Origin of the sequence: Nitriliruptor alkaliphilus DSM 45188, assembly GCF_000969705.1 — a bacterium.
Classification (GTDB): Bacteria; Actinomycetota; Nitriliruptoria; order Nitriliruptorales; family Nitriliruptoraceae; genus Nitriliruptor; species Nitriliruptor alkaliphilus.
On sequence record NZ_KQ033901.1, the window covers coordinates 4,942,573 to 4,957,119 of the forward strand.

Consider the following 14,547-nt stretch of genomic DNA (forward strand, 5'->3'; position numbering starts at 1 on the left):
GTGTCGTCGTTGACCACACGGCTGCTTCTATCTACCATCGACGATGGTCGATGAAGGAGCCGCGATGCCAGTCGAGCAGGAGGCCGAGCCGACCACGGCGACGGTCATGCCCCGCGACGTGGCCGAGCAGTACGCGTCGTGGTTCCGAGCCCTGTCGGACCCGACGCGGGTGCAGCTGCTGGCCTGGTTGGCGGGACGACCGGAACCGGTCTCGGTCGGGGCGCTGACCGACGCGCTGCCGGTGGGCCAGTCCACGGTCAGCCACCACCTGGCCGCCCTCGCCGCCGTGGGGTTCGTCCTCATCGAGAGGCGAGGCACGAGCACCTTCTACGCGGTCAACCCGTCGTGCCTCGACTGCTTCCCGGGTGCCGCCGACATCGTCATGGGCCGCCGCCCCCCGCGACCACCAGCCTGCGAACCACCGACGCGAACCAGGAGCTGACCATGTCCGAGACCACCGACGTCCGAGAGCAGGTGCGCACTCGCTACGCCGCAGCGGCCGTGCACGTCGCGGCGGGAGACCCTGACGCAGCCCGTGACGCCGAGAACTCCTGTTGCAGCCCGCCGCTCGGGACCACCGATCCGGACGGCACGGTGGTCTTCGGCGCTGACCTCTACGGCCTCGGTGACGCGGTGGGGGCCCCGCGGTCCGCCGTCGACGCCTCGCTGGGCTGCGGGGTCCCGACCGCAGTCGCGGACCTGCGCCCCGGTGAGGTCGTCCTCGACCTCGGCTCCGGCGCCGGCGCGGACGTGCTCATCTCCGCGCGGCGCGTGGCCCCCGGTGGCCGTGCCATCGGCCTGGACATGACCCCCGAGATGCTCGAGTTGGCCCGGCGGAACGCGGCTGAGGTGGGGGTCGACAACGTCGAGTTCCTGCACGGCTACCTCGAGGACGTACCGCTGCCGGACGAGAGCGTCGACGTCGTCATCTCCAACTGCGTGATCAACCTCGCCGCTGACAAGTCGATCGTTCTGCGTGAGGCCGCGCGGGTCCTGCGGCCCGGTGGCAGGTTCGCGGTGTCGGACGTGATCGCCGATCCTGACATGGACGACGCGACGCGCGCGGACATGGAGCAGTGGACCGGCTGCATCGCCGGAGCGCTGACGCGTGAGGAGTTCGCGGAGGCGCTCGGCCACGCTGGGTTCGTCGATGTGGAGATCGACGAGACCCACCGCGTCCACCCGAGCGCGGCCGCGGCGATCGTCCGTGCCCGACGAGCCATCAGCTGACGCCGATCCGGCGGCAGCGCCATCACGGCGAGTCGGGTGCATGCCCCTGCCGAGCTGTTCGGAACTGGCGCCGGTAGGCCGCCGGCGTCACGCCGATGTGAGCGACGAAGAGGCGTCTGAACGAGGCCACGTCGGTGTACCCGACGGACTCCATCGCCGAGACGACGTCGTGGTCGGGCGACTCGAGGAGCCGCTTGGCGGCGTTGACGCGCGCCTGCTGGAGGAAGGTCAGCGGTGACTGCCCCGCCTCCTGCTCGAACCGGCGGAGCACCGTGCGGGGGCTGACGCTGAACGCCTCGGCGAGCGCGACGAGGCTGTACGGCTCGGCCAGACGCTCGACGAGCCAGCCTTTCGCCTCGCGAGTGAACCGGCCAGCCTCGGTGCCGAGCAACGTCTCGTCGACGTACGGCGCTTGGTTGTTGCGGTTGTCGGCGACGAGCGCGACCCGCGCGACGAGGCGGGCCAGGTCGTCGCCTGCGTGGAGACGGACGAGCCGCACCGCCAGGTCGTGCACCGCGCTGAAGGCTGCGGTCGTGGTCACGGTCCGGTCCGAGACGATCATGCAGTCGGCAGTGACGTCGGCGCTCGGGTACCGCTCGGCCAGCTGGCGCGCGAACAGCCACGACGTGGTGGCCTGGCGTCCCTCGAGCAGGCCAGCCTCGCCGAGCAGGAACGCCCCCACGCACACCGACGCGACCGGGATGTGGGCGGCATCGACGGAGGCGATGTAGGCGACCTCGGACGTCCAGTTCGCCAGCGAGCGATCCACGTGCCGAGGAGAGCCCAGGTCGAAGCCTGGGACGACCAGGGCGTCGATGTCGACCCGCAGCGGCTGCGCGTGGAGGGGCACCCCGGCGGCCGTGGTGACGACTGGTTCGCGGCCCACGACGCAGACCTCGAACAGGTCGCCGCTCCGTTCCCCGTTCGCCGCGGCGATCCGGTTGGCGATGAGCAACAGGTCCGCGATGGCGAGGATCTCGGTCCCGAGGCAGCCCTCGTACGCGAGCACGGCGATGCGCTGCGGAGGACGACCGGGTGACATCTGGCCATCCTAACCCCAGAAGAGGGCGGTTCCGCCTCTGGCCCGAACGTCCGATCGTTGCGAGGCTCCGCTCGTGTTCGACGAGTCGATGGAGTTCGGAAGATGACCGACGATGCCCTCGCCGACTTCGAACGGCGGGTGTTCTCGTTCGACGATGTTGCGAAGACGGTCTACACCGCCGGGAGCGGACCGGCCGTCATCGTGATGGCCGAGATGCCGGGGATCAGCCCCGACGTGGCGCGGTTCGCCCGCTGGGTGCGTGGCGCCGGGTTCACGGTCCACATGCCATCGCTGTTCGGGAGCGACGGTGCCTACCCGCGGGCCGCAGAGGGCCGGGCGGTGATGCAGCGGGCCTGCATGAGCGCCGAGTTCCGAGCCTTCGGTGGGGGCGGCGCCAGCCCGGTCACCACGTGGTTGCGGGCCCTGGCCGCGCAGGCTCATCGGGAGTGCGGCGGCGTCGGCGTCGGCGCCATCGGGATGTGTTTCACCGGCAACTTCGCGCTCTCGATGGTGCTCGAGCCGTCCGTGCTCGCTCCGGTGCTGTCGCAGACGGCACTACCGCTGGACGATCCGGCTGCCGTCGAGAGCGACCCCGCGGAACTGCAGGCGGTACGGGACCGGCTCGAACGCGACAACCTGTCGGTGCTCGCCTACCGCTTCGAGGGAGACCGGTTCTGCACCGCCCAGAGGTTCGCGGCCTACGCGGAGGCGCTCGGCGACCGCTTCGTCGGTCGCGTGCTGCCCGACGAGGCGGCCAACCCCGACCCGCCACCGTTCTTCAGGGACGTCGTCGGCGTGCCCCACAGCGTGGTCACCGCGCACCTGATCGACGAGGAGGGTCAACCGACCCGTGCTGCGCGCGACGAGATCCTGGACTTCTTCCACCGACGGCTGAAGCCCGGGGTGGGTCGAGGTGGATAATCAAGGCCTTGACTTTCGAGGGCTTGATTGGTAGAAAGGTGCGGGTGGAACAAGACTCCAGACCCTTCCGAGGTGCCGATGAAACTCCTCTCGTTCGTGCACGACGGCCGCTCCAGTTTCGGCGCTCTGACGGCCGAGGACCGGATCGTCGATCTGCAACCCTTCCTCGACGACGCGGAGAACCTGCAGGACGTCCTCGCCCAGGAGCGACTGGCGGACGCCCAGGAAGTCGCTGCGAGCGCACCCTCGTCTCTCGCGCTCGACCAGGTCGAGCTGCTGCCGGTCATCCCCGAGCCGAGCAAGATCATCTGCGTCGGCCTCAACTACGTGGCGCACGCGGAGGAGGCGGGTCGCAAGGTCGGCGAGCACCCGGTCATCTTCCAGCGGTTCGCCGGTTCGCTCGCAGCCCACGGGGAACCCATCGTTCGCCCCATCGTGTCGCAGGAGCTCGACTTCGAGGGCGAGCTGGCGGTGGTGATCGGCCGCGGAGGGAGTCACATCGCCGCCGAGGACGCCATGGATCACGTTGCGGGGTACGCCTGCTTCAACGATGCGTCGATCCGTGACTGGCAGTTCCACACCCACCAGTACGGGATGGGGAAGAACTTCCGCAAGACCGGGGCGTTCGGTCCCTGGATGGTGACCTCGGACGCGGTGCCGGACTACCGCGACCTCGAGGTCAGCACGTTCCTCAACGGTGAGCAGCTGCAGTCGGGCAGGCTCGACGAGCTCGCGTTCGACATCCCGACGCTCATCTCGTACGTGTCGAAGGCGCTCCCGTGGAACCCGGGAGACGTGCTGGCCACGGGGACGCCGAGCGGGATCGGTTTCAAGCGCAACCCGCCGATCTTCCTCCAGCCCGGTGATCGCATCGAGGTCGAGCTGCGTGGAGTGGGTCGACTCTCGAACCCCGTCGCCGACGAATCGGAGGGGAACTGATGCCCGGGAAGCTGCCGAAGGTCCACTTCCGTCACGTGGGGATCCATGCGACGGACCTGGACAGGCTCGTCGGGTTCTACAAGAACGTCCTGGGCTTCCTGGAGAGCGACAGCGGCATGGCCTCGTTCGGCAACCGCCTCGTCTTCATGACGCAGGACGTCGAAGAGCATCACCAGTTCGTGATCTTCGACGGCAGGCCGGAGGAGATCGACTACAACCCGATCAACCAGCTCTCCTTCAAGCTCGAGTCCCTGGCGGACCTGAAGACGTTCGACGGCGTCCTGAAGGAAGCAGGTATCGAGGGCGCCATCGCGACCGATCACGGGAACGCGTGGTCCCTGTACTTCCCCGACCCTGAGGGCAACTTCGTCGAGTTGTACGTCGACTCGCCGTTCTACACCCCGCAGCCCTGCAAGGCCCCGCTCGATCTCGATGACAGCGAGGACGAGATCCTGGCCACGACCGAGTCGCTGTGCCGGTCACGTCCGGACTTCCTCACGCGGTCGCAGTGGCAGGAGCGGCTGCACGAACGCATCGCGGCCGAGCGTCCGTAGATCCGAGGAAGACGCGTCCATGTCGAGGGGGCGTCGCGTGCGGGAAGGTGGCGACGTGGTCGAGCTGAGGAAGATCAAGGTCGCAGTCGAATCGGTGCACCACGAAGGGGGACCGCCGCTCGCGGAACCCCTTCGCGTCGGCGCAGCGCTCGCCGTGGTCCGCAACCCCTTCGCAGGCAGGTACGAGCCGGATCTGATGCCGTTCATGGCGGAGCTGCGGGAGGTCGGCGAGTCCCTCGCGGTGCGACTCATCGAAGCCCTCGGCGGGGTGGAGCATGTCGAGGCGTATGGCAAGGGTGCGATCGTCGGCGAGGACGGAGAACTCGAGCACGGGGCCCTCTGGCACGAAGCCGGCGGCTGGGCGATGCGTGCAGCGCTCGGCGAGCCGAGCGCGATCGTGCCGTCCTCGAAGACGGTCGCTGGCTTGGGATCGCGTCTGATGGTGCCGCTCGGCCACATCGATGCCGCGTACGTGCGGAGCCACTTCGGCACCGCCGAGCTCTCGGTCTGGGACGGCCCCCGGCGGAGCGAGATCCTCTACGGCCTCGTCATGGCGACCGGCTCGCGCCCGCACGCCCGCTGCGGCGGACTGTCGGCGGATGAGATCCAAGGGGCCGACGGTCCGCGCTGACCGAAGCTGGGGCCAGAGCTCGTCATGGAACGAAACCGAGGGATAGGAGCGGCGGCGTGGGTGAGGTGCACTGGCGCGAACTGAAGCGTGAGGTGGTGGACTCCGGGTTGTGCACGGGGTGTGCTGCGTGCGTGATGGCCTGTCCGCGGGATGTGTTGGGGTACACCGAGGACTTCTTCCCGGTGCAGGTCGGTGAGGGCATGGCTCACGACCAGTGTGTGATCGGGGACAAGGGTTGTGACATCTGTACCCGGGCGTGTCCGCGGTTCCGGGACTGGGAGTCCGACCTCGACACCGAGCTGTTCGGCCGCCAGCGGACCGCCGAGGAGCCCTACGGCATCGCCCGTTCCATCCTGCTGATCCGCACCACCGACGAGGCGATCGCCAAGGTCGGCCAGGACGGCGGCCTGGTGTCCACCCTGCTGGTGTGGGGCCTTGAGACCGGACGCATCGATGGGGCGCTGACCTCCCAGATCGTGACCGACCGTGGCCCGTTCGACGCCGCACCGACCGTGGTGACCGACCGTCAGGGGGTGCTGGCCACGGCGGGCTCGCGCTACACCTACAGCGCCAACCCGCTGGCCATGGCCGATGCCGAGGCCGCCGGGCTGAAGAACCTGGCGCTGGTGGGCATGTCGTGCCAGGCGTCGATCAACGGCAGTCTGCCGGCCTACAACGTCAACAAGTACAAGCGCAAGGTGGCGCTGACCATCGGGCTGCTGTGCTCCAAGACCTTCACCTACGAGGGCCAGCAGCAGGTCCTGGCCGACCACGGCATCGACATCGCCGAGGTGGTCAAGATCAACATCAAGGGCCGCTACCAGGTCTGGACCCGTGACGGCAGCTACCACGAGATCCCGCTCAAGCCCTTCCACGCCTACACCCGCCCGGGCTGCAAGCTGTGCCCGGACTTCGCCGCCCAGCACGCCGACATCTCCACCGGCGGGATCGGCGCGGACGACAACTGGACCCTGACCCTCGTACGCACCGGCCGCGGTGAGGAGTGGATCCAGGGGCTGCTCGACGAGGGGCTGATCGAAGCGCGCCCCGGCCAGAGCGACCAGGTCGCGATGAACCTGCTCACCAAGCTGTCCACGGTGTCCCGCAAACGCTGGCCGGGCGGCGCCCTGCCCGAAACCGCCGCCCGCCCAGGCCTCCTCCCCGTGGTCTGAGTAGCCCGGCTCGCGCAGGTCAGCGGGATGCGACTGCCGATCGGTGGCCGCGGATGCGAGCACGATACCTAAGGGCGAGATAAACAAGCCCTTGACAATCTTGCCGAGGTGGTGGACAGTGAACGAGGGAACTGGTGGAACGCTTCGGGAAACACGTGGAACACGTGCGGTTCCTGGAGACCGACGAACTCTGGGAGACTGGCGAGCATGAGAAGCCGACGAACTGTCCGCACGACCTCACTCGTTCTGGTGTTCGGTCTGTTGCTCGCAGGATGCGGGGGCTCAGACGCCCCCGCGGCCTCCGGCACAGGCCCGACCGCCACCGCGGCGACCGATGGGGGGGACGCAGCCTCGGGCGAGCCCGTGGTGTTGCAAGCAGCATCAGGCTGGCCTGCGGGCACGCTGATCCGTGATCAGTTCGAGCGGATGGCGGAGCTGGTCGCCGAGGGATCGAACGGCGAACTCACGATCGAGATCGTCGGGCCGGAAGCGTGGCCCCCGCCCGAGCAGATCGCCGCACTCTCCGACGGCGCGTTCGACATCGTGAGCACCACGTCGGCGTACTACGTACAGGATCTTCCGGCTGGTTCGATCGCCAGTCTGACGCGAGGTTCGCGAGAGGAGCTCGAGTCGGCGGGCGTGTACGACCTCGTCGAAGAAGCTCACCAGGAGCGCTACGGCGTCACGACGTTGGCGGTCTTCCCTCTCGATCCCATGCACCTGTTCGTGAAGGAGCCGGTCGAGCGGGTCGAGGACCTCAGCGGCCTGCGGGTGCGCAGTCCTCCGCTCTTCAGCCCCGGCCTCGACGCGATCGGGATGACGACGACCTTCATGTCGGATGCCGAGACGGTCGACGGGCTGCGCCAGGGTTCGCTCGACGCGGCGATGACCACGGTCTCGGTCTACACCACCGCCGGGTACACCGAGGCGGCGAAGTACGTCGTCTACCCGGCCATCACGCGCGCACCGACCTTCGTGTTCATGAACCAGGCGGCGCTGGCGGCGTTGCCCGAGCACCTGCAGCAGCTCCTGCGCGACATCGCGCCGCGGGCCGAGGAAGAGGCGGGCCGCATCCTCGACGAAGAGGCAGCTGCCCGTGCCGATGCCTGGCGTGACGCGAGGGTCGAGGAGATCGTCCTCCCGCGCGAACAGTGGGAGGACTTCGTCGGTCCGATCAGTGAGAGGTACTACTCGCAGATGGTGGAGCCGAACGAGCCGCCCGAGCGGGCGCAGCGGATCCGCGAGCTCCTCGACGAACTGGCGGCCCCGACGGAGGATGAAGGCGCGCTGCTTCTCGAGTGAGGCGCACCTGGTGCGGGCCGCCCGGGCGGCCCGCACCGGCGTCGCGGATGCACGAGCGGTCGTGACGAACACCGAACAGATCGGAGCGCAGCGTGAAGATCCTCGGTCGCGCTCTCGAGCTGTACTACCGGTTCACCGCCTTCGTGTGTTGCGTGATCCTCGCTGTCGTGACGCTCGTGCTCATCTGGGAGATCCTCTCGCGGTTCTTCTTCGGCCAGTCCCTGCGCTTCGTGGCGCCGTTGGTCGGGTACTCGCTCTTCGTCATCACGTTCCTCTCCGCTGCCTGGGTGTTGCGTCGCAGCGGCCACATCTCGGTGGACATCGTCGTCGATGCACTGCGCGGGCGCTGGCAGCTGGGCCTGCGCATGGTGCTGGACCTCGTGGCCGCCGCCTTGACCGGGTTCTTGGCGTATCTGACCGCCGTCTACGCGTTCACGGCGTGGCAGCAGGGCACGACCACGCCGTACCCGTTCCAGGTGCCGCGGGGGTTGCTGCTGTCGGTGATGCCGATCGGGCTGGGCTTCCTCGCACTCGAGTTCGTCATCCAGTTCTCGAGGAAGGCCGGTCGGTTCAGGACGGAGACCGGTACGGGGGCCTCTTCGGAGGAGCCAGCGATCTAGTTCGACGGTGCGCGGCCGGGTCCCGCGGCATCACCCCGCTCGAGTGTGTTCGAACCGACAAGGAGCCTGCACGTGGAGCCGTCGCTGGTCATCGGGCTCCTCCTCGGCGTGTTCCTGTTCTTCCTGTTCGCTGGATTGCCGGTCGCGATCGCCTTCATCGCCGCCAACCTCTTGGTGCTCTACCTCCACAGCGGGCCGCAGCTGTTCACCATCCTCAGCGTCGGCATGTTCGACTCCCTCAGCTCGTTCACGCTGATCGCGGTCCCGCTGTTCATCCTCATGGGGGAGATGATCTTCCGGTGCGGGTTCATCGACTTCGTGAGTCGGTTCTTCGAGAGCTACTTCGGCCGCGTCCCGGGCCGGACGGGGGTGCTCACGATCGGCGCGGGTACCTTCCTCGCGGCCGTCAGCGGCGCTCCCATCGCCACGGGAGCGACGTTGGGATCCACGCTCGTGCCCCGCATGGTCGACCAGGGGTACGCGAAGTGGCTCGCGGCGGGGACCGGGGTGGGAGGTGCTGCTCTCGCCACGCTCATCCCGCCTTCCGCCCTGGCGATCGTCCTGGCGAGCCTGGCCGAGGTCTCCCCGGCACGCGTCCTGATCGGGGGGGCGCTTCCGGGCCTGTTGACGGCCGTGACCTTCGTCGTGTTCGTGCTGGTCATCGCGAGGGTCCGTCCTGGGGTCGCTCCGGAAGCGCCGTTGACACAAGGGCAGGGCTGGCGCGACAGAGCACGCGCCACGGCCGGCCTGCTGCCCCTGGCCACGATGCTCGTGGTCGTCCTGCTCGCGATCTTCACGGGGGTCGCCACGCCGACCGAAGCCTCGGCGCTGGGGGTCGGCGGTGTCATGCTGCTCGGTGTCCTGCACCGTCGGCTGACACGCCAGATCCTGGTCAGTTCGTTCCTCGCGACCGTCGCGTCGACGGGCATGATCTTCCTGATCATCGCCGGGTCCCGCACGTACAGCCAGGTCCTCTCACTCACGGGTGCAGGACGGGCGATGCTCGAGGCCATGCTGGAGCTCCCGGTCGCACCGATCGTCATCGTCGGGATGATGGTGCTCGCCGTCCTCGTGCTGGGCTGCTTCATCGACTCGATCTCGCTCCTGATGATCGTCATCCCGCTCTTCGTGCCGGTCGTCATCTCGCTCGGGTACGAACCGCTGTGGTTCTGCATCGTCGTGCTGATCGCGATCGGGATCTCGGGGATCACACCACCCGTGGGGATGGTGCTGTACGCGCTGCACGGCGTGTACCCGTCCGTGCCCATGACGACCATCTACCGAGGGGCGGTGCCGTTCATCGCGCTCCAAGGTGCGGTGCTGCTCGCAGCGCTGGCGGTGCCGGCGTTCGTGATGTGGATCCCCAACATGATGCAGTGACGCTGCCGCGGTCCTTTCCGAACGGTTCGAGCGAAGGTGAGTGCATCGTGGAGATCGTGGTCGGGTACACCGCGCGAGCGGAGAGTCGGTTCGTGCTCGAGCGAGCGATCGAGGAAGCGACGCTGCGTGGGGCACGGCTGCACATCGTGCGCACCGTGACGAAGGGGCCGAGCGAGAACCCGGCGGGCACGCGCTCCTTCGCCCGATCCGTCGCAGAGGTCCGGCAGGAAGGCGAGTCACTCGTCGAGCGGCTCTCGGAGCGCGGCGTGGCCGCGGAGTTCCGGCTGGAGCCGATCGACACCGATCCGGCGGTCACGCTGCTGAACGTCGCACGTGCGGTCGGAGCGGACCTGATCGTCATCGGCATCCGCCGACGGTCACCGGTCGGGAAGCTCGTGCTCGGCAGCGTGTCCCAATCGGTGCTGCTGGGGGCTGATTGCGCGGTGCTGGCGGTCAAAGGAGACGACGATGACGGCCGCTGACCCCCTTGGGACGACAGCGGCGGTCGGCTACGTTGCGCCCCGATGTCTGGCGACAGCGGTGAGCGCCAACATCTCCGTCGAAGGACGTTCGGACTCGTGATGACGGAACCCGATGAGCTGGAGAACCGCGAGCAGTACCTCGCAGCTCTGGTCGACCGACACCTCGCTGCTGGCGTCCTCGAACAAGGTGATGTGCGAGGCCTGCAGTTCGTCGCAGCGGTGCGGAACCTCGCGAGCAGGATGAGTCGCGACTTCGAGCAGGTGCACCGACCGAACGGGCTGTCGTGGGCGGGCTTCCGCATCCTGTCGGTCCTGTGGGTCGTGGGGAAGGCTGAGCCCTCGCGGATCGCCCGCCTGTCGGATGCGTCCCCCGCCAGCATCTCGAGCGCCCTCAGGTCCCTCGAGTCCGCAGGCTTCATCGAGAGGAACCGAGGTCTCGATGATCACCGAGTGGTCGAAGTCTCGATGACGCCGGCCGGGAAGCGGTTGATGCCCGACGCCGTCGCCCGACAGACCAGTCGCGAGACCGCATGGACGCGCTCGCTCACCGAGGACGAGCTCGGGGATCTCGTCCGGATCTTGAACAAGATCGACGCCTCGAGCGACACGGTGGACGGCCACGAGCCGACGTGACCGACCGTGGCGCCTGCGATCCGGGCGCATCGCCCGGCCATCGGGGGACACGAGGAGGGCTCGCGTGAAGGTCACCAAGTACCCCCAGTCGTGCCTGGTGGTCGAGACGTCGGACGGCGCCCGACTGTTGATCGACCCTGGTGAGCCCTTCACGGCGCACGTCGACGTCGAGACGGTGTTCCCGCTCGATGGCGTGCTGGTGACGCACCGGCACGCCGATCATCTGGACGCCGCAGCTGCGCGTCGACTGCTCGAGCGCGGGATCCCCCTGTTCAGCGGGGCGGACGTCGCCACGGCACTGGCCGACCACGAAGGGATCTCCACCGTCGCAGGAGGCCAGCTCGTCACGGTCGCGGAGGTCTCAGTGCAGGTCTTCGACCTCCCGCACATGCCCATGGTCGATGGCACGCCGGGACCGCCGAACCTCGGCTTCCTGGTGGACGAACGGCTGCTGCACCCGGGCGACTCGAAGGACGTCGTGGGCTTGGTCGCCGAGGTGCTCGCGGTTCCGATCGCGGGGCCCAGTCTCAGCTCGCACGATGCGTACCGGATGGTGCGCTCGGTACGAGCGTCGGCGGCGATCCCGATCCACTACGAGCTCTTCCCTGGTGACCCGAGGCGGTTCGAGAAGTGGGCGCGTGACATCGCCCGGATCCGCGTGCTCGCGAACGGCGAGACGGCGACGTTCTAGGTCATGAAGGGGTAGATTATTCAGGCCTTGACTGACTCCCGGTGCCCCGGTTAGATTGGTGTCGAGCTCGGATCGGGAGAGGGAGCCACATGGAGATCGGATGCGTCTTCCCTACGGCGATGGACACACCCGGGCACATCCAGCTCGCCGAGGAACTGGGCTACACGCGGGCCTACGCCTACGACTCGCCGACCATCTTCGCGGACACCGCCATCACCCTGGCACGGGCCGCGGAGCGGACCTCGCGGATCCGCCTCGGCATCTGCGTGATCACGCCGAAGATGCGCCACCTGGTGGCCAACGCCGGAGCGATCGCCACGCTCGGGACGCTCGCGAGCGGGCGCATGGACATCACGGTCGGGAGCGGCTTCTCCAGCGCTGCCATGATCGATCAGCGTCCCGCGAAGTGGGCCGAGGTCGAGGAGTACGTCACCGCACTCCGGCGCCTCCTCCACGGCGAGGAGGTCGAGTGGGATGGTTCGCTCATCCGGCTGTGCTACCCCGCATCGTCCGGCGTGAAGCTCGAGTGCCCGGACATCTACATCGCTGCCCACGGTCCGAAGGGCCTCGGTGTCGCCGAGCGCGTCGGCGACGGGATCGTCACCAACCACAACCACTCGCAGGACCCCGTCCCCGTCGGTGGCAGGAGCCTCCTCTCGCTCATGGGCACCGTCCTCGACGACGGGGAGAGCGTCGGGAGCGCGCGTGCGCTCGCGGCTGCGGGGCCGACGGCAGCACTCGCCCTCCACATCGGGCCAGGTGGGCCGGCTGCCGATCTCGAGGAGACCGCCACGTTCGCGGCTCGGATCGAACAGTTCGATCCCTCGCGCCGGCACATCGAGACGCACAAGGGGCACCTGATCGAGGTCACCGATCTCGAGCATGACCTGATCACCGAGGATCTCCTCAGGTGCGCCACCTTCACCGGGCCCCGGGAGGAGGTCCGCGCGTTGCTCGCGTCGCTCGCCGAGGACGGGGCTGCAGGCGTCCTCTACCAACCGGCCGGTCCGGACATCCCGCGGGAGCTGCGAGCCTTCGCGGAGGCCGCCGGTCTCGGCTGAGGACCCCGGTCACGACCGCTCGAGAGGGCCACGGAGCCGCGATGAACATCCGTCGAGTAGTGACCACCCACGCCAACGGGCGATCGGTCTTCGCCGACCAGGTGCCAGCACCTTCCGCCCACGAGTTCGCCAACATCCCGGGGATGGTGAACGCCCTCGTCTGGGCGACCCCGGCGGTCCCGACCGTGCCCTTCGATGGCACGCCTCCGACGGACGCCGGCGTTCCGTGGGTTCCAGCACCCGGGGAGACGCGCCTGCTCCTCGTGACGTTCCCACCAGACAGCGTGTTCGCCGATCCGCAGTTCGATCCCGAAGCGGCCGGTGCCGAGCAGATGCAGGCGAACCCAGGGTTGGCCGAGCGCTTCGAGCCGGACGACCCGGGTATGCACACCACCGACAGCGTGGACTACGGCATCGTGCTGTCGGGGACGATCTGGCTCGAGCTCGACGACGGTGAGCAGGTGGAACTCACCGCAGGCGACATCGTGGTGCAGAACGGCACCCGCCACGCCTGGCGCGTCAAGGACACTGAGCCGGCGACCATGGCGTTCGTTCTCATCGGAGCGCAGCGCCAGTCGGAACGAGGGGCCTGAGCGGGCTCCCGCACCCGTCGGTCGGGGCAACTCCCGGGCCGACGACGCGCCGCTGCACGCGGGGTCCTGGTGTCCCCCCGTGCCGCGGTCAGCGGAACGCCGGGATCCCCGTGATGGCCTGGCCCAGGATCAGGGTGTGGATCTCGTTGGTGCCTTCGTAGGTGTAGACCGACTCGAGGTTGGCTGCGTGTCGCATCACCGGGTACTCGGCGGTGATGCCGTTCGCGCCGTGGAGTCCCCGCGCCAGACGAGCGATGTCGAGTGCGACGCGAACGTTGTCGAGCTTGCCGAAGCTGACGTGGTGCGGCGTCAGCGTGCCGGCGTCCTTCATCCGGCCGAGGTGGTAGGCCAGCAGGGACGCCTTGTTCGTGGCGACCATCATCTCGACCAGCTTCTGCTGGGTGAGCTGGAACCCCGCGATCGGCTGGCCGAACTGCTCGCGCTCGCCCGCGTACGAGAGCGAGGACTCGTAGCACGCGCGCGCCGCACCGGCCGCGCCCCACAGGATCCCGTAGCGCGCTTCGTTGAGGCACGACAGCGGGCCACGCATCCCCTCGACATCGGGGAGGACCGCATCCGCCGGCAGACGGACGTCTTCCAGGACGAGTTCCGAGGTCACCGATGCCCGCAGCGACAGCTTCTGCTTGACCTCGTTGGTGCTGAAGCCAGGCGTGTCGGTGGGCACGACGAAACCGCGGATCCGCTCGCTCTCGCGGTCTCGTGCCCACACGACAGCGACATCGGCCAGACCGCCGTTGGTGATCCACATCTTCGTGCCGTTGAGGACCCAGTCGCTGCCGTCGCGTCGGGCGGTCGTGGTCATGCTGGATGGGTCCGAACCGGAGTCGTGTTCGGTCAGACCGAAGCACCCGATCAGGTCGCCGGCGGCCATGCCGGGGAGCCAGCGTTGCTTCTGCTCCTCGCTTCCGAACGCCCGGATCGGGAACATCGCCAGCGAGCCTTGCACCGAGACGAAACTGCGCAGGCCGCTGTCTCCGGCCTCGAGCTCCATGCAGGCGAGCCCGTACTGCACCGCGGAGGTGCCGGCGCAGCCGTAGCCCTCGAGGTGCATCCCGAGCAGCCCCATCTCCCCGATCGCGGCCACCAGTTCGCGTGGGAAGTGGCCGCGGTCGTACCAGGTACCGATGTGCGGTGCGATCTCGTCACGGACGAACCGGCGCACGGTGTCACGCAGCAGCCTGTCCTCCTCGGAGAGCAGATCGTCGAGCTCGAGGAAGTCGAGCGCGGGCGGGGTGGTCCTGGTGGGTGCGTGCACGGCCGTGTCTCCTGCTTCGG

Annotated in this window: 17 protein-coding genes; 15 read left to right on the forward strand and 2 right to left on the reverse strand. The window is 68.5% G+C overall.

Features of this window, described 5'->3' with window-relative positions:
- Positions 1-64 precede the first annotated feature (64 nt).
- Positions 65-442, forward strand: coding sequence for an ArsR/SmtB family transcription factor (locus NITAL_RS22925; RefSeq protein ID WP_052668610.1), 378 nt, complete (start codon positions 65-67; stop codon positions 440-442).
- Between the two features lie 2 nt (positions 443-444).
- Positions 445-1,230 carry an arsenite methyltransferase gene (gene arsM / locus NITAL_RS22930; RefSeq protein WP_052668611.1) on the forward strand — a complete coding sequence of 262 codons (786 nt, stop codon included), beginning with the start codon at positions 445-447 and terminating at the stop codon, positions 1,228-1,230.
- Positions 1,231-1,252: 22 nt separating this feature from the next.
- Here arsM and NITAL_RS22935 read toward each other — a convergent pair whose 3' ends face one another.
- Positions 1,253-2,272 carry a GlxA family transcriptional regulator gene (locus NITAL_RS22935; protein ID WP_052668612.1) on the reverse strand — a complete coding sequence of 340 codons (1,020 nt, stop codon included), beginning with the start codon at positions 2,270-2,272 and terminating at the stop codon, positions 1,253-1,255.
- A gap of 102 nt (positions 2,273-2,374) precedes the next feature.
- On the opposite strand from NITAL_RS22935, the gene NITAL_RS22940 reads away from it, so the two are divergent.
- The 13 genes from NITAL_RS22940 to NITAL_RS23000 all read left to right on the forward strand — a co-directional run bounded on the left by NITAL_RS22940 (position 2,375) and on the right by NITAL_RS23000 (position 13,251).
- On the forward strand, positions 2,375-3,193 hold the full coding sequence (locus NITAL_RS22940) for a dienelactone hydrolase family protein (protein ID WP_052668613.1): 819 nt from the start codon (positions 2,375-2,377) through the stop codon (positions 3,191-3,193).
- A 78-nt stretch (positions 3,194-3,271) separates the two neighbouring features.
- Positions 3,272-4,132: a fumarylacetoacetate hydrolase family protein gene (locus tag NITAL_RS22945; protein ID WP_052669989.1), complete on the forward strand. Its 861-nt coding sequence runs from the start codon at positions 3,272-3,274 to the stop codon at positions 4,130-4,132.
- Positions 4,132-4,686, forward strand: coding sequence for a VOC family protein (locus tag NITAL_RS22950; RefSeq protein ID WP_052668614.1), 555 nt, complete (start codon positions 4,132-4,134; stop codon positions 4,684-4,686). The genes NITAL_RS22945 and NITAL_RS22950 overlap by 1 nt, the downstream gene beginning before the upstream one ends.
- 19 nt (positions 4,687-4,705) lie before the next feature.
- Positions 4,706-5,317 carry an amino acid synthesis family protein gene (locus tag NITAL_RS22955; protein WP_052668615.1) on the forward strand — a complete coding sequence of 204 codons (612 nt, stop codon included), beginning with the start codon at positions 4,706-4,708 and terminating at the stop codon, positions 5,315-5,317.
- A gap of 56 nt (positions 5,318-5,373) precedes the next feature.
- Positions 5,374-6,489 carry a Coenzyme F420 hydrogenase/dehydrogenase, beta subunit C-terminal domain gene (locus NITAL_RS22960; protein ID WP_052668616.1) on the forward strand — a complete coding sequence of 372 codons (1,116 nt, stop codon included), beginning with the start codon at positions 5,374-5,376 and terminating at the stop codon, positions 6,487-6,489.
- A gap of 363 nt (positions 6,490-6,852) precedes the next feature.
- Positions 6,853-7,791 carry a TRAP transporter substrate-binding protein gene (locus NITAL_RS22965; protein ID WP_169786937.1) on the forward strand — a complete coding sequence of 313 codons (939 nt, stop codon included), beginning with the start codon at positions 6,853-6,855 and terminating at the stop codon, positions 7,789-7,791.
- 92 nt (positions 7,792-7,883) lie between these two features.
- Positions 7,884-8,411, forward strand: a complete 528-nt coding sequence (locus tag NITAL_RS22970) for a TRAP transporter small permease (RefSeq protein WP_052668618.1) — start codon at positions 7,884-7,886, stop codon at positions 8,409-8,411.
- Between the two features lie 72 nt (positions 8,412-8,483).
- Positions 8,484-9,791, forward strand: a complete 1,308-nt coding sequence (locus NITAL_RS22975; RefSeq protein WP_052668619.1) for a TRAP transporter large permease — start codon at positions 8,484-8,486, stop codon at positions 9,789-9,791.
- A 47-nt stretch (positions 9,792-9,838) separates the two neighbouring features.
- Complete coding sequence (locus tag NITAL_RS22980) at positions 9,839-10,273, forward strand: universal stress protein (protein ID WP_052668620.1); 435 nt, start codon at positions 9,839-9,841, stop codon at positions 10,271-10,273.
- A 99-nt stretch (positions 10,274-10,372) separates the two neighbouring features.
- Positions 10,373-10,906 (forward strand): MarR family winged helix-turn-helix transcriptional regulator, encoded by a 534-nt coding sequence (locus NITAL_RS22985; RefSeq protein ID WP_169786938.1) that lies wholly within the window; start codon positions 10,373-10,375, stop codon positions 10,904-10,906.
- 64 nt (positions 10,907-10,970) lie between these two features.
- The gene (locus NITAL_RS22990; protein WP_052668622.1) at positions 10,971-11,597 is read left to right on the forward strand and encodes an MBL fold metallo-hydrolase; all 627 of its coding nucleotides are present in this window, start codon (positions 10,971-10,973) and stop codon (positions 11,595-11,597) included.
- A gap of 119 nt (positions 11,598-11,716) precedes the next feature.
- Positions 11,717-12,658: an LLM class flavin-dependent oxidoreductase gene (locus tag NITAL_RS22995; RefSeq protein ID WP_211262620.1), complete on the forward strand. Its 942-nt coding sequence runs from the start codon at positions 11,717-11,719 to the stop codon at positions 12,656-12,658.
- A 41-nt stretch (positions 12,659-12,699) separates the two neighbouring features.
- The gene (locus tag NITAL_RS23000) at positions 12,700-13,251 is read left to right on the forward strand and encodes a cupin domain-containing protein (RefSeq protein ID WP_052668624.1); all 552 of its coding nucleotides are present in this window, start codon (positions 12,700-12,702) and stop codon (positions 13,249-13,251) included.
- An 88-nt stretch (positions 13,252-13,339) separates the two neighbouring features.
- On the opposite strand, the gene NITAL_RS23005 is transcribed toward NITAL_RS23000, so the two are convergent.
- Positions 13,340-14,527: an acyl-CoA dehydrogenase family protein gene (locus NITAL_RS23005; protein ID WP_052668625.1), complete on the reverse strand. Its 1,188-nt coding sequence runs from the start codon at positions 14,525-14,527 to the stop codon at positions 13,340-13,342.
- Positions 14,528-14,547: the final 20 nt, after the last annotated feature.